At 70.8% G+C, this 21479-nt stretch carries 19 protein-coding genes; 12 read left to right on the top strand and 7 right to left on the bottom strand.

What is annotated here, in order from left to right; all coding sequences use genetic code 11:
* Window positions 1-21: 21 nt before the first annotated feature.
* Window positions 22-882 (bottom strand): SDR family oxidoreductase, encoded by an 861-nt coding sequence (locus tag ACIRJP_RS09995; protein WP_404170600.1) that lies wholly within the window; start codon window positions 880-882, stop codon window positions 22-24.
* A gap of 108 nt (window positions 883-990) precedes the next feature.
* Here ACIRJP_RS09995 and ACIRJP_RS09990 point away from each other — a divergent pair, with 108 nt between their 5' ends.
* Complete coding sequence (locus ACIRJP_RS09990) at window positions 991-1380, top strand: winged helix-turn-helix transcriptional regulator (RefSeq protein WP_404170597.1); 390 nt, start codon at window positions 991-993, stop codon at window positions 1378-1380.
* Between the two features lie 11 nt (window positions 1381-1391).
* On the opposite strand, the gene ACIRJP_RS09985 is transcribed toward ACIRJP_RS09990, so the two are convergent.
* The 6 genes from ACIRJP_RS09985 to ACIRJP_RS09960 form a co-directional block, all read right to left on the bottom strand.
* Entirely contained in the window at window positions 1392-3347 is a 1956-nt protein-coding gene (locus ACIRJP_RS09985; protein WP_404170594.1) for an APC family permease, read from the bottom strand.
* Window positions 3348-3565: 218 nt separating this feature from the next.
* The gene (locus ACIRJP_RS09980; RefSeq protein ID WP_404170591.1) at window positions 3566-4624 is read right to left on the bottom strand and encodes a 2-oxoacid:ferredoxin oxidoreductase subunit beta; all 1059 of its coding nucleotides are present in this window, start codon (window positions 4622-4624) and stop codon (window positions 3566-3568) included.
* Window positions 4617-6572 carry a 2-oxoacid:acceptor oxidoreductase subunit alpha gene (locus ACIRJP_RS09975; protein WP_404170588.1) on the bottom strand — a complete coding sequence of 652 codons (1956 nt, stop codon included), beginning with the start codon at window positions 6570-6572 and terminating at the stop codon, window positions 4617-4619. The genes ACIRJP_RS09980 and ACIRJP_RS09975 overlap by 8 nt, the downstream gene beginning before the upstream one ends.
* 308 nt (window positions 6573-6880) lie before the next feature.
* Window positions 6881-7555: a response regulator transcription factor gene (locus ACIRJP_RS09970; protein ID WP_323185808.1), complete on the bottom strand. Its 675-nt coding sequence runs from the start codon at window positions 7553-7555 to the stop codon at window positions 6881-6883.
* 206 nt (window positions 7556-7761) lie between these two features.
* A complete protein-coding gene (locus ACIRJP_RS09965; RefSeq protein WP_404170585.1) occupies window positions 7762-9117 on the bottom strand; it encodes a sensor histidine kinase in 1356 nt (451 codons plus the stop codon).
* 201 nt (window positions 9118-9318) lie between these two features.
* Window positions 9319-10530, bottom strand: coding sequence for a sensor histidine kinase (locus ACIRJP_RS09960; RefSeq protein WP_404170582.1), 1212 nt, complete (start codon window positions 10528-10530; stop codon window positions 9319-9321).
* Between the two features lie 182 nt (window positions 10531-10712).
* On the opposite strand from ACIRJP_RS09960, the gene ACIRJP_RS09955 reads away from it, so the two are divergent.
* The 11 genes from ACIRJP_RS09955 (at window position 10713) to ACIRJP_RS09905 (ending at window position 21289) form a co-directional block, all read left to right on the top strand.
* Window positions 10713-11111 carry an NADH-quinone oxidoreductase subunit A gene (locus ACIRJP_RS09955; protein WP_351259476.1) on the top strand — a complete coding sequence of 133 codons (399 nt, stop codon included), beginning with the start codon at window positions 10713-10715 and terminating at the stop codon, window positions 11109-11111.
* On the top strand, window positions 11102-11734 hold the full coding sequence (locus ACIRJP_RS09950) for an NADH-quinone oxidoreductase subunit B (RefSeq protein WP_404170579.1): 633 nt from the start codon (window positions 11102-11104) through the stop codon (window positions 11732-11734). Before ACIRJP_RS09955 ends, ACIRJP_RS09950 begins: the two co-directional genes overlap by 10 nt.
* Complete coding sequence (locus ACIRJP_RS09945) at window positions 11731-12897, top strand: NADH-quinone oxidoreductase subunit C (RefSeq protein WP_404170576.1); 1167 nt, start codon at window positions 11731-11733, stop codon at window positions 12895-12897. The genes ACIRJP_RS09950 and ACIRJP_RS09945 overlap by 4 nt, the downstream gene beginning before the upstream one ends.
* Window positions 12894-13862: a complex I subunit 1 family protein gene (locus ACIRJP_RS09940; protein ID WP_351259397.1), complete on the top strand. Its 969-nt coding sequence runs from the start codon at window positions 12894-12896 to the stop codon at window positions 13860-13862. Before ACIRJP_RS09945 ends, ACIRJP_RS09940 begins: the two co-directional genes overlap by 4 nt.
* Window positions 13862-14476: an NADH-quinone oxidoreductase subunit I gene (locus tag ACIRJP_RS09935; protein ID WP_356087942.1), complete on the top strand. Its 615-nt coding sequence runs from the start codon at window positions 13862-13864 to the stop codon at window positions 14474-14476. Before ACIRJP_RS09940 ends, ACIRJP_RS09935 begins: the two co-directional genes overlap by 1 nt.
* Window positions 14473-15072: an NADH-quinone oxidoreductase subunit J gene (locus ACIRJP_RS09930; RefSeq protein ID WP_404170572.1), complete on the top strand. Its 600-nt coding sequence runs from the start codon at window positions 14473-14475 to the stop codon at window positions 15070-15072. The genes ACIRJP_RS09935 and ACIRJP_RS09930 overlap by 4 nt, the downstream gene beginning before the upstream one ends.
* The gene (nuoK, locus tag ACIRJP_RS09925; protein WP_404170569.1) at window positions 15072-15473 is read left to right on the top strand and encodes an NADH-quinone oxidoreductase subunit NuoK; all 402 of its coding nucleotides are present in this window, start codon (window positions 15072-15074) and stop codon (window positions 15471-15473) included. The genes ACIRJP_RS09930 and nuoK overlap by 1 nt, the downstream gene beginning before the upstream one ends.
* The gene (locus tag ACIRJP_RS09920; protein WP_404170566.1) at window positions 15470-17515 is read left to right on the top strand and encodes an NADH-quinone oxidoreductase subunit L; all 2046 of its coding nucleotides are present in this window, start codon (window positions 15470-15472) and stop codon (window positions 17513-17515) included. The genes nuoK and ACIRJP_RS09920 overlap by 4 nt, the downstream gene beginning before the upstream one ends.
* A gap of 3 nt (window positions 17516-17518) precedes the next feature.
* Window positions 17519-19090: a NuoM family protein gene (locus ACIRJP_RS09915; protein WP_404170564.1), complete on the top strand. Its 1572-nt coding sequence runs from the start codon at window positions 17519-17521 to the stop codon at window positions 19088-19090.
* A gap of 101 nt (window positions 19091-19191) precedes the next feature.
* Window positions 19192-20739 (top strand): NADH-quinone oxidoreductase subunit N, encoded by a 1548-nt coding sequence (locus tag ACIRJP_RS09910; protein WP_404171127.1) that lies wholly within the window; start codon window positions 19192-19194, stop codon window positions 20737-20739.
* 94 nt (window positions 20740-20833) lie between these two features.
* Window positions 20834-21289 (top strand): MscL family protein, encoded by a 456-nt coding sequence (locus ACIRJP_RS09905; protein ID WP_383722811.1) that lies wholly within the window; start codon window positions 20834-20836, stop codon window positions 21287-21289.
* Window positions 21290-21479: the final 190 nt, after the last annotated feature.

Raw genomic sequence — 21479 nt, 5'->3', positions numbered from 1 at the left:
CCGAGGTGCGCGGGCGGGGTTTTACGCCGCGGCCACCGCCGCCGCCACCGTCTCGGCGAGGGGCGTGGTCGGGCGGCCGATCAGCCGGGCCAGATCGCCGCTCGTGGTGGCGAGCAGGCCGCGCGCGATCGCCTCGTCCACGTCGACGAGGATCTCCGCGAAGAACTCGGGCACGCCGGCGCCGACCAGGATCTCCTGGTGCGTGGCGGCGGGCACGTTCCGGTACGCGATCTCCTTGCCGGTGGCCTTCGAGATCTCCGCCGCGTAGTCCGCCGGCGACCAGGCGACATCGCCGCTCAGCTCGTAGGCCGCGCCGATGTGGCCCTCGCCGGTCAGCACGGCGGCGGCCGCGGCGGCGTAGTCGGCGCGGGTGGCGGAGGCGATCCTGCCCTCGCCCGCGTTGGCGACGACGGCGCCGTGCTCCAGGACCGGGGCGAGGTTCGCCGTGTAGTTCTCGGTGTACCAGCCGTTGCGCAGGAAGGTGTGGGGCAGCCCGGAGTCGAGGATCAGCTGCTCGGTGACCTTGTGCTCGGCGGCCAGCCGGAAGTCGGCGGCGGGGCCGCCCAGGATGCCGGTGTACGCGAGCTGGGCGACGCCCGCCGCCTTCGCCGCGTCGATCACCGCGGTGTGCTGCGGTACGCGCCGGCCGACCTCGCTGCCGGAGATGAGCAGGACCCGGTCACCGGCCCGGAAGGCGTCCTTGAGGGTCTCAGGCCGGTCGTAGTCCGCGACGCGGAGCTCGACGCCCCGGGCGGCGAGCGGGGCCGCCTTCTCCGCGTCGCGCACGACGGCGGCGATCTGGCTCGCGGGCACGGTGGCCAGCAGCTGCTCGACGACGAGACGGCCGAGCTCTCCGGTGGCTCCGGTGACGACGATGCTCATGGGGGTTTCTCCTCTTCGGTGGCGCTTGTCCTTGTTCGGGCTCGCACTGCTCACCGTACGGGGTGCACTTACCAATCGAAAGTACCCACTTTGAAGTAAGGTGCTGGGATGAAGGTAAGTGACCTGGGGACGTGGCCCGATACGAACGGGCAGATGTGCCCCTCCCGGCTGGTGCTCGAACACGTCACCAGTCGCTGGGGCGTCCTGATCCTGATCGCCCTGCTGGAGCGCTCGTACCGCTTCAGCGAACTGCGCCGCGAGGTGGGCGGCGTCAGCGAGAAGATGCTGACCCAGACCCTCCGGACGCTGGAGCGCGACGGCATCGTGCACCGGGACGCGAAGCCGGTGATCCCGCCCAGGGTCGACTACTCGCTCACCGAACTGGGCCGGGAGGCCGCCGAGCAGGTGTGCGCGCTGGGCCGCTGGACCGAACGCCGCCTGAGCGCGGTGCAGGCGGCGCGCGAGGCGTACGACGAGCAGCAGGCGCACACCCCGTAGCACCCGCCCGGTCACTCCGGTTGGGGCGCGCGTCCCTGCTCCATCTCACGCAGCGCACGCGACACGTCGAACGGCAGGATCGTCACCGCCACGTGCGGCAGCTGCCCCAGCGCCTTCGCCATCTGCTCTCCCGTGCCCCGGTGCAGCAGCTTGCCGAGCACATTGGTGTACATCCGCCGCGGCACCAGCACCGTCAGCGAGGTCCTGCCGTCCTGTGTGGTGCGGGCCGCCAGCTCCTTCATCGCGTGGCGCAGCCGGCGGTCCGGGCAATCCACCAGCTCCAGGGCGACGGACGTGGCGGCCGTCGCCTCCCACCGGGCGGCCAGCCGCCGGCCGTGCGCCTCGTCGATCGCGAAGTGCACGGCCCGGATCTCGTCCGGGCGCAGTTCGTGCGCGTACCGCAGCGCCTTGATCGTCGCCAGGTCCAGCGTCTCGACCAGGACGAAGACCAGATGGCGCAGGTCCCGGGGCCGGTCGGCGCCCGGCGCCTGGATGCTCTGGAGCACCGCGGCCTCGCGCCGGTACTCGCGGTTGATCCGGATCAGCGCCCACACCCCGAGCGGGAAGACCACCACGACCAGCCAGGCACCCTCGGTGAACTTGGTAACGGCGAAGATCAGCACGACGGCGGCCGAGATGACCGCGGCCAGCCCGTTGACCGCGATCTTCACCCGGCGGTACGGCTCGCGGCGCCGCAGGTGGTACGCGGTGAGGCCGGCCCCGGCCATGGTGAAGGCGGTGAACACGCCGATCGCGTACAGCGCCACCAGCCTGTCCACGCTGGCCCCGGTGACCAGCAGCAGCGCCAGCGAGACGACGGTCAGCGCGATGATGCCGTTGGAGAACGCGAGGCGGTGTCCGCGCCGGGTCAGCTGCCGGGGCAGGAACCGGTCCGCGGCGACGAAACTGGCGAGGAACGGGAAGCCGGTGAACGGTGTGTTGGCGCCGGTGTAGAGGATCAGTGCGGTCGCCAGCTGTACGAAGACCAGTCCGGCCGTCCCGAGCGGCCCGCCGCCGAAGGCGAGATGGGCCTCCTGCGCGATGACCGTCGGGGTGCCGTCGATGTAGGGAACGGCATGGGTGAAGTGCGCCAGCGTGGAGACGCCGAGGACCAGTACGCCGAGCACGCAGCTCATCGCGATCAGGGTGCGGCGGGCGTTGCGGCCCTGCGGTTCACGGAACGCGGAGATGCCGTTGGAGATCGCTTCGAGCCCGGTGAGGGACGAGCCGCCGTTGGCGAACGAGCGCAGCACGATGAAGAGCGAGGCGCCGTAGAGCCAGCCGTCGCCCGGGGTGCCGAGCGGGAGGACCCCGGCGGCGTGCAGGTCGGCGTGCGGCAGCTCGCCCGTGAGCCCGCGCACCGCGGCGACGAGGAGGACCAGACCGACGGCGGCCATGAAGAGATAGGCGGGCAGCGCGAAGGTGCGGCCCGCCTCGCGGATCCCGCGCAGATTCCCGTACGCGAGCAGCACGATGACGCCGACGGAGACCGGGATCTGGAGGTGGTCGAGGCCGGTGAAGTCGGTGCCGATCAGATGGGCGAGCGAGATCAGTGCGTTGGTGCCCGCCGAGACCTGGACCGCGACGGTGACGATGTAGTCGACGAGCAGGGCCACGGCGGCGATCTGCGCGATGTCCGGCCCGAAGTTCTCCCGCGCTACGACGTAGGAGCCGCCCGCCCGGGTGTAGATCATGACGACGTCGCTGTAACAGAGTGTCAGGAGCAGCAGTACCAGCAGGATCGCGCCGGTCACCGGCATCAGCAGGGTGAAGGCGGCGGCCCCGACGACGGGTACGAGGACCCGGAGCATCTCCTCGGAGCCGTACGCGGACGAGCTGATGCAGTCGGAGGCGAGCACCCCGAGCGCCGTCCGGTTGTTCAGCTTCTCCTCGCTGATGCGCTCGGTGGTGAGCGCCTTGCCGAGCAGACGCCGCTTGATGCGGTACGCGGGACGGTCCAGGGTCATGGCCACATCGTGCGCGGTGGCCGGCCACACGCCCGGGACGCAGCCGCCGGACGGGCCGAAATTCAGCCCGTCCGGCGACTGTGTGATCCAGACGGCAGGACCGGGGCGGTGCCTGTCCCCGGTCCGGAGTACCGGGGCGGTCCCTGTCCCCGGTCCCGGATGGTGTTTGCCCCAGGATCTTTCGCTTGGATCAGCCGGCATGATCCCAACGAGAGGTCCTAGCCGACGACCGTCCAGGTGTCGTTGCCGGCAAGGAGGGCGGCGAGGTCGCCCTTGCCGTTCTGTTCGACGGCGGTGTCGAGCTGGTCGGCCATCAGGGTGTCGTAGACGGGCCGCTCGACGTCGCGCAGGACGCCGATGGGGGTCTGGTGGAGGGTGTCGGGGTCGGCGAGGCGGGAGAGGGCGAAGGCCGTGGTCGGCGACGGGTTGTGGGTGTCGTGGACCAGGACCTGGGACCGGTTCTCCTCGGTGACGGTCACCACCTGGAGGTCTCCGGTGGCCGGGTCGCGGACGACACCCTTGCTGTTGTCCGTGCCGAAGAGGATGGGCTGCCCGTGTTCGAGGCGGATGACCGCGTCCTGGGCCCGTTCCTTGTCCTTGAGGGCCTCGAAGGCACCGTCGTTGAAGATGTTGCAGTTCTGGTAGATCTCCACCAGCGCCGTGCCGGGGTGGTCGGCCGCGGCGCGCAGCACACCGGTGAGGTGCTTGCGGTCGGAGTCGATGGTGCGGGCGACGAAGGAAGCCTCCGCGCCGAGGGCCAGCGAGACCGGGTTGAAGGGGGCGTCCAGGGAGCCCATCGGCGTGGACTTGGTGATCTTGCCGATCTCGGAGGTGGGGGAGTACTGGCCCTTGGTGAGGCCGTAGATCCGGTTGTTGAACAGGAGGATCTTGAGGTTCACATTGCGGCGCAGGGCGTGGATGAGGTGGTTTCCGCCGATGGACAGGGCGTCGCCGTCGCCGGTGACGACCCAGACGGAGAGGTCGCGGCGGGAGGAGGCGAGTCCGGTGGCGATGGCCGGGGCGCGGCCGTGGATGGAGTGCATCCCGTAGGTGTTCATGTAGTACGGGAAGCGGGAGGAGCAGCCGATCCCGGAGACGAAGACGATGTTCTCCTTCGCCAGGCCGAGTTCGGGCATGAAGCCCTGGACGGCGGCGAGGACGGCGTAGTCGCCGCAGCCGGGGCACCAGCGGACTTCCTGGTCGGACTTGAAGTCCTTCATGGACTGCTTGGCCTCGGCCTTGGGCACCAGGTGCAGGAGCTGGTCGGTGTCAGGCATCGATGGCCTCCTTGAGTGCCGTTGCGAGCTGTTCGGCCTTGAACGGCATGCCGTTGACCTGGTTGTAGCTGTGCGCGTCGACGAGGTACCTGGCCCGGATGAGGGTGGCGAGCTGGCCGAGGTTCATCTCGGGGACGACGACCTTGTCGTAGTGGCCGAGGACGTCGCCGAGGTTCTTCGGGAACGGGCTGAGGTGGCGCAGGTGGGCCTGGGCGATGGGCTGTCCGGCGGCGCGGAGCCGGCGGACGGCGGCGGTGATGGGGCCGTACGTGGAGCCCCAGCCCAGCACGAGGGTGCGGGCCTGGTCGGGGTCGTCGACCTGGAGGTCGGGGACCTCGATGCCGTCGATCTTCGCCTGGCGGGTGCGGACCATGAGGTCGTGGTTGGCGGGGTCGTAGGAGATGTTGCCGCTGCCGTCCTGCTTCTCGATGCCGCCGATGCGGTGTTCGAGACCGGGCGTGCCGGGCACCGCCCAGGGCCGGGCCAGGGTGTGCGGGTCGCGCTTGTAGGGCCAGAACACCTCGGTGCCGTCGGCCAGTTCGTGGTTGGGGCCGGTCGCGAACCGGACCCGCAGATCGGGCAGCTCGTCGGTCTCGGGGATCTTCCACGGCTCCGAGCCGTTGGCGAGGTACCCGTCGGAGAGCAGGAAGACGGGGGTGCGGTACGTCAGCGCGATCCGGGCGGCGTCGAGCGCGGCGTCGAAGCAGTCCGCCGGGGTCCTGGGGGCCACGATCGGGACGGGGGCCTCGCCGTTGCGCCCGTACATCGCCTGGAGCAGGTCGGCCTGCTCGGTCTTGGTCGGCAGACCCGTGGACGGGCCGCCGCGCTGGATGTCGACCACGAGCAGCGGCAGCTCCAGGGAGACGGCGAGCCCGATCGTCTCCGACTTCAGCGCCACCCCCGGCCCGGACGTGGTCGTCACCGCGAGGGAACCGCCGAAGGCCGCGCCCAGCGCCGCCCCGATCCCCGCGATCTCGTCCTCCGCCTGGAAGGTGCGCACGCCGAAGTTCTTGTGCTTGCTGAGCTCGTGCAGGATGTCGGAGGCCGGGGTGATCGGGTACGAGCCCAGGTACAGCGGCAGGTCCGCCTGACGGGACGCGGCGATCAGCCCGTACGACAGCGCCAGATTCCCCGAGATGTTGCGGTAAGTGCCCGGCGGGAAGGCCTGCGAGGCGGGCGCCACCTCGTAGGAGACGGCGAAGTCCTCCGTCGTCTCCCCGAAATTCCACCCCGCCCTGAACGCGGCGACGTTCGCCTCGGCGATCTGCGGCTTCTTCGCGAACTTCGACCGCAGGAACGCCTCGGTCCCCTCGGTCGGGCGGTGGTACATCCACGACAGCAGGCCCAGCGCGAACATGTTCTTCGACCGCTCGGCCTCCTTGCGGGAGAGCCCGAACTCCTTGAGCGCCTCGATCGTGAGCGTCGTCAGCGGCACCGGGTGGACGTTGTAGCCGTCCAGGGAACCGTCCTCCAGCGGGGAGGTCTCGTAGCCGACCTTCGCCATCGGCCGCTTGGTGAACTCATCGGTGTTCACGATGATTTCCGCACCGCGCGGCACATCGCCGATGTTCGCCTTCAGCGCGGCCGGGTTCATCGCGACCAGCACGTTCGGCGCGTCGCCCGGTGTGAGGATGTCGTGGTCCGCGAAGTGCAGCTGGAACGAAGAAACCCCCGGCAGGGTGCCTGCGGGGGCGCGGATCTCGGCGGGAAAGTTCGGCAGCGTGGAGAGGTCGTTCCCGAACGACGCGGTCTCCGAGGTGAAGCGGTCACCGGTGAGCTGCATACCGTCTCCGGAGTCACCCGCGAAACGGATGATCACCCGGTCGAGGCGGCGGATCTCCTTCTCGCCGGCACCGGCATGATCGGAGCGGGGGGCACGCTGTCCCCCGACGAGCGCCTCGCTGGCCTCATCGGCCTGTTCGGCTGGGCTACTGACCTGGCTGGTCACTGAACTGGACCTCCCTCGGGGCGGCTGCTCTGGTCCCGCCGGCCCGCCGACGGTCCCACTGCCCACCCTACGTCGGTAAGGGTCGCCTTCCCTTGACCGATCACATGATGGACGCCATTTTGGGACGCGATTTGATACCGGTTTGTCATGCTTTGCAAGCCCCCCAGCCGTTCGATGAAGACGCCGCGCAGTCATCCTTTGGTGCTAGGACGTGTTCTTCGGTTCCGGAGCGTGTCCGCCCCGGGCCCGGTCACCGCGACCGGCGGCCGCGATGACCTTCACCGGGTATCTGACAGGGTGTCAGCTCATCAGGAGTTCAGGTAGGTCAATACGGCCAGTACCCGGCGGTGATCCCCGTCACTGGGGGAGAGGCCCAGCTTCAGGAAGATATTGCTGACGTGCTTCTCCACCGCGCCGTCGCTCACCACCAGCTGCCTGGCCACCGCGGAGTTCGTCCGCCCTTCCGCCATCAGGCCGAGCACCTCGCGCTCGCGCGGGGTCAGCCCGGCCAGGACGTCCTGCTTGCGGCTGCGGCCCAGCAGCTGCGCCACCACCTCCGGGTCCAGAGCCGTCCCGCCCTGCGCGACCCGGACCACCGCGTCCACGAACTCCCTGACCTCGGCGACCCGGTCCTTCAGCAGGTATCCCACGCCCCGGCTGGAACCGGCCAGAAGCTCGGTCGCGTACTGCTCCTCGACGTACTGCGAAAGGACCAGGACCCCGATCCCGGGATAGTCCTTCCGCAGCCGCACCGCCGCCCGCACGCCCTCGTCGGTGTGGGTCGGGGGCATCCGCACATCGGCGACCACCACATCGGGCAGCGCACCCTGCCCCGCCAGATCCCCCACCGTCTTGATCAGCGCCTCCGCATCCCCGACCCCGGCGACGACGTCATGCCCGAGATCAGTCAGCAGCCGGGTGAGTCCTTCCCGGAGCAGCACCGAATCCTCGGCGATGACTACTCGCACCCTGTCCTCCACCATGAAGCCGTTGCTCCCACTGTCGCTGTTCGCTGGTCTCGCGCCTACGCTCTCCAGCATCCCAGCATCTCAGCATCGGTGGTGCGGGTCCTCGGCCGCCGGGTGGACATCGCGGGCGGACTTCACCCACCCCCGGGTGGATTCACGGGTGGGTCTCAGGCGGGCCAGGGCTCAGCCAGGCCACGGAACCTCAGCCAGGCCACGGAACCTCAGCCGCGCCACGGCAGCTCGGCCGTGATCCGGGTCGGGCCGCCCTGCGGGGAATCCACGACCAGCACGCCGTCCACCGCGTCCAGCCGCTCGGCCAGCCCGGCGAGCCCACTGCCCGCCGCCGCGTCGGCGCCGCCGCGCCCGTCGTCGGTGACCTGGAGCATCAGCCGGTCCGCCGCCCGCCACACCTCGACCGAGGCGTGGGTCGCCCGTGCGTGCTTGCTCACGTTCTGCAACAGCTCGGAGACCGTGAAGTAGGCGATCCCCTCGATCGCCTGGGCCGGACGCCCCGGCAGGTCCACCTCGACCGTGACGGGGACGGTGCAGCGGGAGGCGATGGCGGAGAGTGCGGCGTCGAGTCCGCGGTCGGTGAGGACGGCGGGGTGGATGCCGCGGGCCAGGTCGCGGAGTTCCTGGAGGGCGACCTTCACCTCGCCGTGGGCCTCGTCGACCATGCGGGCGGCGGCTTCGGGGTCGTCGGTCAGCTTCTCCTTCGCCAGGCCCAGATCCATGGCGAGGGCGACGAGGCGGGCCTGGGCGCCGTCGTGGAGGTCGCGTTCGATGCGGCGGAGGTCGGCGGCGGCGGTGTCGACGACCACCCCGCGGTCCGACTCCAGCTCCGAGACGCGGGTCGCCAGCCGGGACGGCCCGAGCAGCCCGGCCACCAGTACCCGGTCCACGCTCGTCAGGCCGCGGATGATCCACGGCGTGACAAGGACGAACACCAGGCCGAGCGCGCTGGTCAGCGCCATCTCGACGGAGGAGTCGAGCTGCACCGCGTGGCCCCGGTCGCTGTACAGCTGAATGCCGTTGCTGCCCACGTACGCCGGGAAGATCCACCGCCACAGCGGATAGGTGAACGCGGTCCACCCGCACATCCAGAACGTCAGCGAGACAGCGACGGCGAAGGTCGCCCACGGGAGGTACAGCAGCGAGTAGAGCAGATGGCGCCAGGACGCCCCGCTCTTGAGGGCCGCGCCCATCCAGGACATCAGGCCGCCGGTCCTGCCGCGCACCGGCGCCGGGGCCGCCACGTCCAGCTTCAGCAGGCCGCGCGCCCGTGCCCGCTCCAGCGCACCGAAACCGCGGCACATCGCCAGCGCGCCGGCCAGGATCGGCACCCCGAGGAAGGTGATCAGCATGCCGGCACCCAGCGTCGTCAGGGTGATCGAGAGGCCGAACAGGACCAGGCCGACCGGCAGGCCCAGCAACAGATAGGCGAACTCGCGCCAGGTCCTGCCCTCGACGGGCGCGCGCAGCGCGGCGGGGAAGAAGTGCTTCACCGGGGGATGGTCCCCGAAACCGGCTCCGGACCGATGGTGGTCCCGAGTGTCCGGTCCGTATGCCGTGGCCATGGGTGCTTTCCGTTTCGGTGGTCTGCGGGTGCTGGGTGCCGGGTGCTGCGCACCGGGCCGGGACGGGTGGCCGGCGCTCGGTGCCTGCTCCGGCCGTTACTGCAAGGGTGCCGATTCGCGGGCCGGCACACCATGAGGGGGGTATCCCTCTTCGGCCGGGGGTTTTCCCTACCCCCGGCAGGCAGCGTCCCGCGCCCTGCTTCACTTCTGCAGGCGAGTCCGCTCAAGCTTCTGTTCGCGCTTCTGCTCACGGTCCCGCCAGGGCAGTTCCGCCGTGACCGTCGTGGGTCCGCCGACCGGTGAGTCGAGGACGAACAGCCCGTCGACGGCGCCCAGCCGCTCGGCCAGCCCCGCCATCCCCGTACCGCCGTCCATCCGGGCCCCGCCCTTGCCGTCGTCGGTGACCTGGACGAGCAGCCGGTCCCCGGAGCGCCACACCTCGACGGAAGCCGAACGCGCCCCGCTGTGCTTGCTCACGTTCTGCAACAGCTCGGAGACCGTGAAGTACGCGATCCCCTCGATCGCCTCCGCGGGACGCCCCGGCAGGTCCACGCGCACAGTCACCGGGACGGTGCAGCGGGAGGCGATGGCGGAGAGTGCGGCGTCGAGTCCGCGGTCGGTGAGGACGGCGGGGTGGATGCCGCGGGCCAGGTCGCGGAGTTCCTGGAGGGCGACCTTCACCTCGCCGTGGGCCTCGTCGACCATGCGGGCGGCGGCTTCGGGGTCGTCGGTCAGCTTCTCCTTCGCCAGGCCGAGGCCCATGGCGAGGGCGACGAGGCGGGCCTGGGCGCCGTCGTGGAGGTCGCGCTCGATGCGACGGAGGTCGGCGGCCGCGGTGTCGACGACCACCCCCCGGTCCGCCTCAAGCTCGGCGATCCGGCGCTCCAGCTCGTCGGAGGGCGAGAGCAGCCCGCGCACCATCGCCCGGTCCCCGTTGCTGAGGAGCCGGGTGATGTGAGGGAGCAGCGGCCACAGCACGATGAAGCTCACGAGCGTCACCGTGAAGGTGAGTACGCCCCACGGCAGCCGGACGAAGGAGTACAGCACCGCCCGCCAGCCCACCGGATCCTTGAGGCTCGACCACAGCCAGGAGAAGAACCCCTTCTCCCGGCGGGACAGAACCACCGGGCTCGGCTCGTCGATCCGCACCCCGAGCATCGCCCGCGCCCGGCCGCGCTCGGCCCTGCCGATCAGCCGCGCCCCGTGCAGCCCGGCGGCCAGCAGTGGCAGACCGATCACCGTGACCGCGAGTCCCACGCCGACGCCGATCATGAACACGGTGTAAACAAACCCGACCAGGGCCATGGGCAGATCGGCCAGGAGATGGCCGATCTCCTTCCACGTCCACCGGTCGGGGATGCTGCGGGCGGGCGGTGGCCGGTCGTTGTCCGGCACCAGGGGGCTCATGGTCATACGCCCAGCCTGCCGGGCCGGACCGGCACACGCCATGGGGCTCGTGGGGTGGGGTGAAGTGGGGATAACCCCACCCCGTATCCGACACGGCTGCTTACCCTCTCTTTAACAGGGCCTAGACTCCCGTGCGTACAGATCACCGGACGGATTCGAGGGAGCGAGGGGCGGACGTGGCGGACGTGATGGACCTGCCGGAATCGACCGTTCTCGCGTCGGACTACTTCCACGGCTATTCAGTGGTCGGACTGCTCGCCGTGATCGGTGTGCTGTTCGTCGCGGTCGCCTTCGGGGCCGGCCGACTGCTGCGCCCCGTGGTCCCGACGCCGGAAAAGCTCCTGACGTACGAGTGCGGCGTGGACCCGGTGGGTGAAGGATGGGCACATACCCAGGTTCGTTATTACGTCTATGCCTTCCTGTACGTGATCTTCGCCGTCGACTCGATCTTCCTGTTTCCGTGGGCGACGGTATTCGCCGCACCCGGATACGGGGCGACCACACTCGTCGAAATGTTCATCTTCCTCGGTTTCCTGGCCGTAGGACTGCTCTACGCATGGAAGAAGGGCGTCCTCGAATGGACGTGACCAGCCCGCAGGCCGACGAGGGTTCGGAACCCCAGCCCGTGCCGACCTTCCTGCCTGAGCCCAGGCGGCTCGGCGTCCTGTCGCGCCTGGCGCCCGAGCCGATGAAGGTGGTCCTGAACTGGGGCCGCCGCTACAGCCTCTGGGTCTTCAACTTCGGGCTCGCCTGCTGCGCCATCGAATTCATCGCCGCCTCCATGGCCCGGCACGACTTCATCCGGCTCGGCGTGATCCCCTTCGCGCCCGGCCCGCGCCAGGCCGACCTGATGATCGTTTCCGGCACGGTGACCGACAAGATGGCCCCGGCCGTGAAGCGGCTGTACGAGCAGATGCCCGAGCCCAAGTACGTCATCTCCTTCGGTGCCTGCTCCAACTGCGGCGGTCCGTACTGGGACTCGTACTCCGTGACCAAGGGCGTCGACCAGATCATCCCGGTCGACGTCTACGTACCCGGCTGCCCGCCCCGGCCGGAGGCGCTCCTCCAGGGGATCCTCAAGCTCCAGGAGAAGATCGCCCGGGAGTCGCTGGGCGAGCGGTACACGACCGGCGGCGCCCGTCCCTCCGCCACCGCACTGCGCAGCGGCCTGGTCGCCGCCCCGCCGGTCCAGGGGAAGGGCGACGCATGACCACCCCTCCGACTCCCGGCGAAGCCCCCGACGCCTACGACCGCCTGCCGGACGCCGCCGCCGAGCTCTTCGGCGAGGGCGCGACGGCGGAGTGCGCGTACGACCTGCTGACCGTCGACGTACCCGCCACCTCCTGGATCGCCGCCCTCGAAACGGCCCGCGACCAGTTGGGCTGCACGTATTTCGACTGGCTGAGCGCGGTCGACGAACCCGGCACCGGCTTCCGGGTCTGCGCCCATGTCGCGGCCCTGGCCGAGGGCCGGGTCCGTCGGCTCCTGATCCGTACGACCGTTCCGCACGAGGCGGCGGCCCTCCCCACCGCCATCGAGGTCTACGCGGGCGCGGCCTGGCACGAGCGCGAGACGCACGAGATGTTCGGCATCGGCTTCGAGGGCCATCCGCACCTGGTGCCGCTGCTGCTCCCCGAGGGCTTCGAGGGCCACCCGCTGCGCAAGGACTTCGTGCTGGCGGCACGCGTCGCGAAGGCATGGCCCGGCGCGAAGGAGCCGGGTGAGTCGGAACACGGCGGACCGAAGCGGCGCACGATGCTGCCGCCCGGCGTCCCCGACCCGAACGAATGGGGCCCCCTGAAGGGCCAGCTCCCACCGGCCCCCTCCCGCCCGGCCCGCACCCCGCGGGCAGCAGGCGACCGGCCGGTACGCCGTACCCGCAGCGCGAGCGAGGGCTCGGCCGCCCAGCGCACGGAGGCGACCCGGGCGACCCCGGTGACCGCGACGGCCCCGGATGGGGAGCCGGGAGCAGGCACGGGCCCTGAACCGACGCCCCGGGCCACGACCCCGCGCCGCACCCGCAGCGCGTCCCAGGGCTCGGCGAGCCAGCAGCCGAGGACACCGGAACCGGAGCCGGGTACGGAGCCCGGGACCGGGGCACGGACGGTGCCGGGAACCGAGGCCAGGGCCGAGCCCGCGCCAGGGGTCGAGAAGCCGGGCCCCGAGGCGGCGACCGGCGACGCCCCGTGGCACCACGCCCGCCCGGCCTTCGACGCGGGTACCGACACCGGAACCGACGCCACACCCGCCCCCGACGCCACACCCGCCCCCGACTCCCCGGAAAGCCGGGAGACGAGCGAAGCCCCAGAAGCCGCAGCAACCCCAGAAGCCCCAGAGACTCCCGACCACCCCGCCGGAGGCGATCCCGCGTGAACGACGTACTGGACGTCGCCCTCCGCCTCGTCATCGTCTTCGCCGTGTTCATGGTCCTCCCGCTCGTCGTCGGGCAGACCGAGCACAAGGTGATGGCCCACATGCAGGGCCGCCTCGGCCCCATGTACGCCGGCGGCTTCCACGGCTGGGCCCAGCTCGTCGCGGACGGCGTGAAATTCGCACAGAAGGAAGACATCGTCCCGGCCCAGGCCGACCGCCGTATCTTCCAGCTCGCGCCGGCAGTCGCGCTGCTCCCGTACCTCCTGGTGCTCGTCGCCATCCCGATCGGCCCCGGCGAGGGGGCGGTCGGCCAGGTCGTCGACGCGGGCATCTTCTTCGTGCTCGCCGTCATGGGCGTCGGAGTGCTCGGCTCGCTGATGGCCGGCTGGGCCTCGGCGAACAAGTTCTCCCTCCTCGGGGGCCTGCGTACCGCCGCCCAGCTGCTCGCGTACGAGCTGCCGATGCTGCTCGCCGCCGCCTCCGTCGCGATGGCGGCCGGCACCGTCTCCCTCCCGGGCATCCTCAACGCCTTCGAGTGGTGGTGGCTGCCCTGGCAGATCGTCGGCGCACTCGTCTTCTTCGTGGCCGGTCTCGCCGAGCTCCAGCGCCCGCCGTTCGACATGCCGGTGGCCGACTCGGAGATCATCTTCGGCGCGTACACCGAGTACACCGGCCTGCGCTTCGCGCTCTTCCTGCTCGCCGAGTACGCGGGCATCGTCGTGCTGTGCGGGCTTACCACCGTTCTCTTCCTCGGTGGCTGGCACGGCCCGTTCGGCGCCGACGGACTCGGCTGGGTCTGGACGCTCCTCAAGACCGCGGTCCTCGCCTTCGTCGTCATCTGGCTACGGGTGTCCTACCCCCGGCTCCGTGAGGACCAGTTGCAGAAGCTCGCCTGGACCACGCTCATCCCGCTCGCTCTCGCGCAGATCGCGCTCACCGGCATCGTGAAGGTGGCGATCAGTTGATGGCCGCGTCGCCCCCGCCCTCCCGCCCTCGCATCCCCGGCTCCGGCCTGGCCAAGGGCCTGGCCGTCACCCTGCGGACGATGACGAGGAAGACGGTCACCGCGCAGTACCCGGACGTCCAGCCCGAACTGCCGCCCCGCTCCCGGGGCGTCATCGCGCTGTTCGAGGAGAACTGCACGGTCTGCATGCTCTGCGCCCGCGAGTGCCCCGACTGGTGCATCTACATCGACTCCCACAAGGAGACGGTGCCCGCCGCTACCCCGGGCGGCCGCGAGCGCAGCCGCAACGTCCTCGACCGCTTCGCGATCGACTTCTCGCTCTGCATGTACTGCGGTATCTGCATCGAGGTGTGCCCCTTCGACGCGCTCTTCTGGTCGCCCGAGTTCGAGTACGCGGAGACGGACATTCTCGAACTCACCCATGAGCGCGACAAGCTCCGCGAATGGATGTGGACGGTGCCGGAACCGCCCGCGCTCGACCCGGGCGCCGAGGAGCCGAAGGAGATCGCCGCCGCCCGCAAGACGGCGGAGAAGCTCGAAGCCCAGCGCGCCCAGGAAGCCCAGCAGAACCAGGAAGCCCAGCAGGCCCAGCAGAAAGCAGAGGGGGAGGAGTGACACTCGCAGCCACCGCGGCGCACTCCGCCCATTACGTCCTCGCCGCCCGCCCGGACGCCCCGGCCCCCTCCGGCTTCCTCTCCCCGGCCGGCATCGAGATCGCCTTCGTCCTCGTCGGCATCGCCACCCTCGGCGCGGCCCTCGTCACCGTCACGACCAAGCAGCTGGTGCATGCCGCCCTCTGGCTGGTCGTGGCGCTCGGCGGGCTCGCCGTCGAGTACCTCCTGCTCACCGCGGAGTTCATCGCCTGGGTGCAGGTACTGATCTACGTCGGTTCCGTCGTCGTTCTCCTTCTCTTCGGGCTGATGCTCACCAGGGCCCCCATCGGCCGCTCCCCGGACGCCGACTCGGGCAACCGCTGGGCGGCCCTCGCCGTGGCGGTCGCCGCCGCCGGCGCGCTCGTCTGGGTCGTCGTCGACGCCTTCCGCACCACCTGGATCGACCTGGACGGACCGGCCCAGGGCTCGACCGAGGCGACCGGCTCCTTCCTCTTCCGGCACTGGGTGCTGCCCTTCGAAGCGCTCTCCGTCCTGCTGCTCGCCGCCCTCGTCGGCGCGATCGTCCTGTCCCGCAAGCGCGGTAAGGAGCAGAGCTGATGCACCTCGCCTATCCCGCCGTGCTCGCCGCCCTCCTCTTCTGCACCGGGCTGTACGGAGTGCTCGCCCGCCGCAACGCGATCCTGGTCCTGATGTCCGTCGAGCTGATGCTCAACGCCGTCAACCTCAACCTGGTCGCCTTCGACGTCTGGCTCCGCGACGCCCTGCACTCCGGCCAGGCCCTCACCCTCTTCACCATCGCCATCGCGGCGGCGGAGATCGGTATCGGCCTGGCGATCGTCCTCGCCGTGTACCGCAACCGCGGCAGCTCGGACGTCGACCGGCTCCGCGACACCGCCGAGACCGACGCCGCCGAAGCGCTCCCGGACGACGACACCGACACCGAAGACCAGGCCACTGCTGCGGCAGGGAAGGCAAAGAAGGCAGAGGCCACCGCGTGACCACCACGACCCTCGCCGTCCTCGTCCCCCTCCTTCCGTTCCTGGGCGCCGCGGCCGGTCTCCTGCTCGGCCCGCCCGTCTCCCGCCACCGCCCCGAGACGGGGCTTCGCGCGCTTCTCTTTGCCCCCGGCTTCGTACGGCCCCTCGCCGTACTGCCCACGCTCGCCGCCGCCGTCATCGCGGCCGTCGTCGCGGCCCGCCAGGGCGGCGGCCGGGCCATCGACGCCGCGACCCAGCTCACCCCCACCGGCTCGGTCCCGATCGACCTCGCCCTGCACCTCGACGGCTTCGCGGTCCTCGTCGCCGTCCTGGTCGGGCTCGTCGCGAGCTGCGTGCAGATCTACTCGACCGCCTATCTGCGCGACGACCCCCGCTACCCCTCGTACGCGGCCCTCGTCTCCCTGTTCACCTCCGCGATGCTGCTCGTCGTCTACTCGGGCGACCTGATGGTGCTGCTGGTCGGCTGGGAGATCATGGGCATCTGCTCGTACTTCCTCGTCGGCCACTACTGGGAGACGCCCGAAGCCCGCGCCGCCTCCCTCAAGGCCTTCCTGGTCACCAAGCTCGGCGACGTCCCCTTCCTGATCGGTCTGTTCGCGCTCGCCGCCGACACCGGCACCTTCCGCATCACCGGCATCCTGGGCGCCGTCGCCAACGGCGGCCTGGACCACCCCACCCTCATCGCTCTGCTGCTCCTCGCGGGCGTCGCCGGCAAGTCGGCGCAGTTCCCCCTGCACACCTGGCTGCCCGACGCGATGGCCGGCCCCACGCCCGTCTCCGCGCTCATCCACGCCGCGACGATGGTCGCCGCCGGCATCTACTTCGTGGCCCGGCTCCTCCCCGTCTTCGCCGAGTCCGGCGCGGCCCTCGTCGTACTCGCCGTGATGGCGGCGGTCACGATGGTCGGCTCAGGACTCGCCGCCCTCGCGCAGGACGACATCAAGCGCGTCCTCGCGTACTCGACGATCGGCCAGCTCGGCTACATGGCCGGCGCCCTGGCCGTAGGCGACCGCGGGGCCGCCGTCTTCCACCTCCTTTCCCACGGTGCGTTCAAGGCCGTCCTCTTCCTCGCGGCCGGCGTCGTCATCCACGCCGCCGGGACCAACTCGCTGGCCGCCATGTCCCGCATGGGCGGACTGACGAAGCGCATCCCGGACGCCTACTGGACGATGACCGTCGCCCTGCTCGCGCTCGCCGCCATCCCCCCGTTCGCCGGCTTCTTCTCCAAGGAAGCCGTCCTCGTCGCCGCCGAGCACACCGCGCTCGGGGAACGGCACGTCGCCCCGGCCGCCGCGGGCTGGACCGTACTCGTCGCCGGACTGCTCGCCGCAGTCCTCACCGCCGCGTACGCCACCCGCCTCTGGCTCCTCGCCTTCCGGGGCCGCGGTGCCGAGGCCCCCGACCACGGCAGGCAGCCCGTCGCGATGACCGCAGTCCTGTGGGTACTCGCCGTCCCCACCATCGCCTTCGGGCTGACCGTCGGCACGATCACCGACTGGTTCGACGGACATGCCCTCACCCCGTCCGTGACCACCGCCGTCCTCTCCACGGGCGCCGGCCTCGTCGGCGGCCTCGTCACCTACGGCGCCTGGCGCCACACCTCGGCGCTCGCCGCCCGCACCCTCGCCGGCACGGTCGTCGCCCACCCCGACGTCGAGCCCGCCCTCGTCGAGGCTCAGGCCATGACGGCACACACCGCCGCCTACGGAGCCGACGGGGACGTCCCCGACCCGGCCGACCCCGGCCGCCTGCTGCTCGGCCCGCTCCACCGCCCGGCCGCCGCCGGCTTCCACCTCGACGCCCTGTACACGGCGCTGTTCGTCCGCCCCGTCCAGGCCGCGGCGAGTCTCGTCCGCTTCCTGGACCGCGAGGTCGTCGACACCTACGTACGAGGCTCCGGAGCCGTCGCACGCGGGCTCGGCGCCGCCGTCCGCCGCGCGCAGACCGGCAACGTGCAGACCTACCTCAGCGCACTGCTCGCCGGTTCGCTGGTCCTGGCGATCGCCGCCGTCGTCTTCGCCAACGTCAACGCCGGGTCGTGAGCCGTGATCGATATCAGTGAATCCGTGATGCAGTTCCTTCTCGCGTTCATCGTCGTCATCCCGCTCGTCGGGGCCGTGGCCGCCCTGCTCCCGGCCCCGCCGGGACTGAAGGGCACCAGCCCCGAACAGGCCGTGCTCCGCCACGGCGTGACCGTGACCGGCGCGATCCTCGTTGCCGCGATCGTCCTTGCCGCAGGCTTCGACCACGACCAACCGTCGAAGATGCAGGCCACCACCGACATCAGCTGGATCCCGGCGCTCGACGTCCGCATCCATCTCGGCATCGACGGCATCTCGCTCCCCCTTCTCGTACTGACCGCGCTGCTGACCTTCCTCTGCGCGCTCTACAGCTACTTCAAGCCGCCCACGGGCCCCTCCCCGAAGGCATTCGTCGCTCTCCTGCTCGTCCTGGAGTCCGGCACGCTCGCGACCTTCGCCGTCCTCGACCTGCTGCTGTTCTTCCTGGCGTTCGAGATGGTGCTCATCCCGATGTACTTCCTCATCGCCCGCTGGGGCGGTGCGCAGAGGCAGGCCGCCGCCTGGAAATTCATCCTCTACACACTGCTCGGCTCGGTCGTCATGCTGCTGGGCCTGCTCCTCATCGGACTGAAGAGCGGCACCTTCGACATGGTGGCACTCGCCACTGACAACGGCCGTGGGCTCACCTCGTCCGTGCAGGTCATCGCCGTTCTGGCGATCGGCATCGGGCTCGCCGTGAAGACCCCGATGTGGCCGCTGCACAGCTGGCTGCCCGACGCCCACACCGCGGCCCCGACCGTCGGCTCGGTCCTGCTCGCGGGCGTCCTGCTGAAGATGGGCACGTACGGGTTCGTCCGCATCCTGCTCCCCATCACCCCCGACGGGATGCACACCTTCGCGCCGTACCTCGCCGCCTTCGCGGTCGTCGGCATCATCTACGGATCGCTGGCCTGCCTGGCCTTGGTCCGCCCCGGCTCCAAGGGCGACCTCAAGCGCCTGATCGCGTACTCCTCCGTCGGCCACATGGGCTTCGTGCTCCTCGGCATCGCGAGCATGACACCCACCGGAGTCAACGGCGCGCTCTTCGCCAACATCGCCCACGGCCTCATCACCGGCCTGCTGTTCTTCCTGGTCGGTGCGGTCAAGGACCGGTACGGCACCGCCGACCTCGACACACTCTCCGGGGCCACCGGAGCCGCGCTCTACGGCCGGGCACCCCGCCTCGGCGGCCTCCTCGCCTTCGCCGCCGTCGCCTCCCTGGGCCTGCCGGGCCTCGCCGGGTTCTGGGGCGAGATGCTCGCCCTGTTCGGCTCCTTCGACCCCGCCGACGGCCTCAGCCGCCCGGCCTTCCTGACCTTCATGTCGATCGCCGCGTTCGGCACCCTGCTCACCGCCGCGTACATGCTCATGGTCGTACGCCGGGTCTGCATGGGCGAGAAGCGCGAAGAGCCGCAGCTCGCCGACGTCCAGACGTACGAGTTCGCCGCCTGGACCCCGCTCGTCGCGCTCACCGTCCTCGCCGGTCTGTGGCCCGCCGCCCTCCTCGGCCTCACCGACCCGGCCGTGCAGAAGCTCCTCGCAGGAGGCAAGTCGTGACCCCAGCCGTTGTCATCCCGGGCGTCGTGACCCCAGCCGCCACCGCAGGCGCCGCCGCCCCGGACCTCGTCACCACCGCGGCCGAGAACACCACCAGCCTCATCCAGTCCGTCGACTGGCTCGCGATCGCACCCCCGGTCTTCGTCGCGGCCATGGCCCTGATCGTCCTGGTCACCGATCTCTTCCTCCCCGACCGCCGCAAGCCGCTCCTCGGCGCGCTGTCCATCGCCGGGCTCGTCGCCGCCCTGGCCCTCCTCGTCCCGCTGCGCGACGGCGACCGCTCCACCTTCTGCCTCGACGCGGCGGCCACCGGACCCGGCTCCGCCGGTGCCTGCAGCTACACCGCCGACCACTTCGCCCTGGTCATCCAGGCCCTCGTGCTCGGCGGCGCACTGCTCACCGCCCTGCTCTCGCTCGGCGACACCCGCAAGCTCCCCGCCGGCGAGTTCTGGTTCCTGCTGCTGTCCTCGGCGTCCGGCGCCGCACTCCTGCCCGCCGCCCGTGACCTCGCCACCCTCGTCGTCGCCCTCGAAGTCGCCTCGCTGCCCGCGTTCGCCCTCGTCGGCATCAAGCGCGGCGACCGGCGGTCCTCCGAGGCCGCACTGAAGTTCTTCCTCTCCTCCGTCGTCGCGACCGCCGTCATGCTGCTCGGCGTCAGTTTCGTGTACGCGGCCACCGGTACCCTGCACCTCACCGAGCTCGCCGCCCGGCTCGACGACGTACCCGGTCAGCTGGACACCCTCGCCAAGGCGGGCGTCGCCCTCACCCTGGTCGGCTTCGCGTTCAAGACGGCCGCCGCGCCCTTCCACTTCTGGGTTCCCGACACCTACATCGGCGCCCCCCTGCCGATCGCCGCCTACCTCTCGGTGGTCGGCAAGGCGGTCGGCTTCTCCGGCCTCATCCTCGTCACCGTGATCGCGTTCCCGGCGTACGCCGACGTCTGGGGACCGGCGCTCGCCGTCCTCGCCGCGCTCACCATGACGATTGGCAACGTCGCGGCCCTGCGCCAGAACGCCGGCCGGGCCCGCAGCGCCGTACGCCTGCTCGCCTGGTCGTCCGTCGCCCAGGCCGGCTACCTCCTGGTGCCGATCGCCGCCGCCGCGTACTCCAGCGACGAGCACATCGGCTCCACCGTCGCGTACGCCCTCATGTACGCCGTCGTGAACCTCGGGGCCTTCGCGGTCGCCGCCCTGGTCGCCCGTACCAGCCCCGGCAACCGGCTCACCGACTACCGCGGCCTGTATGCCACCCGCCCGCTCGCCGCCCTGGCGATGGCCTTCTTCCTGCTCTGCCTGGCCGGCCTGCCGCCCGGCATCATCGGCCTCTTCGCCAAGGTCACGGTCTTCTCAGCGGCCGTCGACGCCGGGCTCGGCTGGCTCGCCGTCGTCATGGCCGTCAACGTCGTGATCGCGCTCTACTACTACCTCCAGTGGACCGCGACGCTCTTCCGCGCCCCGGCGGAGGCGCCGGCGGAGGCCCCGGCGGCGGTCCGCGAAGAGACCTCGGCACAGGACGCCGTACGCGTCCCCACCAGGCACGGAGTCCCGGCTTCCCTCACCGTCGCCATCGTGCTCACCGCCACGGCCGGTGTGGTGCTGTCGGGCGCTCCGCAGGCCGTCCTCCGGTTCGCCGCCGTCAGTCTCTTCTGACATACCGAAGATCGGTTTGCCCGGGACGGCCCGTACAGGGCAAGGTCTTGCCCGCACACCCCCCACACGTACGCATTCCAGAGGAGCAAGAGCGGTGCTGAACGGGTTCAAGGACTTCATCCTGCGCGGAAACGTCATCTCCATGGCCATCGGGCTGGCAGTCGGAGCGGCGTTCACCGCGGTCGTCACCGGATTCAGCACGGCCTTCATCACCCCGCTGATCGGCCTCGCCACCGGTTCCGTCGGGGACTTCAGCTCGGCGGAGTTCTCGGTCGAGGGCACCATCTTCCCGTACGGGAAGTTCCTCGCCGCCGCCATCGCGTTCCTGATCACCGCCGCCGTTCTCTACTTCTGCGTCGTCGTCCCCATGGCGAAGGTCCAGGCCCGCTTCGCCAAGGCGGAGAAGCTCGACATCAAGGCCGCCACCCGCGACTGCCCCCGCTGCTACACCGAGATCCCGGCCATCGCCTCCCGCTGCGCCCACTGCACCAGCGAGATCAAGCCGGACCCCGAGGCCCTCGCGGTGGCCGGACTCCCCGCCCAGCGCTGAACCACTCCGGGGCGGACCGGCACACATACAGCCACTGACCCGTACGGCCCAGAGCCCGATCCGGCCACAAGTGCCGGACAGGCCCGACCCTGCGGCGGCGCGCACAAGGGAACTAGCTCCTCTCGCCTGGCGTTGACCGGTACGGGAGGCTCCACTGGAGGAGTGGAGACCACCAAGCAAAGGGTTCCCC

It is taken from the genome of Streptomyces sp. NPDC102437 (assembly GCF_044765565.1).
Classification (GTDB): domain Bacteria; phylum Actinomycetota; class Actinomycetes; order Streptomycetales; family Streptomycetaceae; genus Streptomyces.
This window is presented reverse-complemented; position numbering and strand designations above follow the sequence as displayed.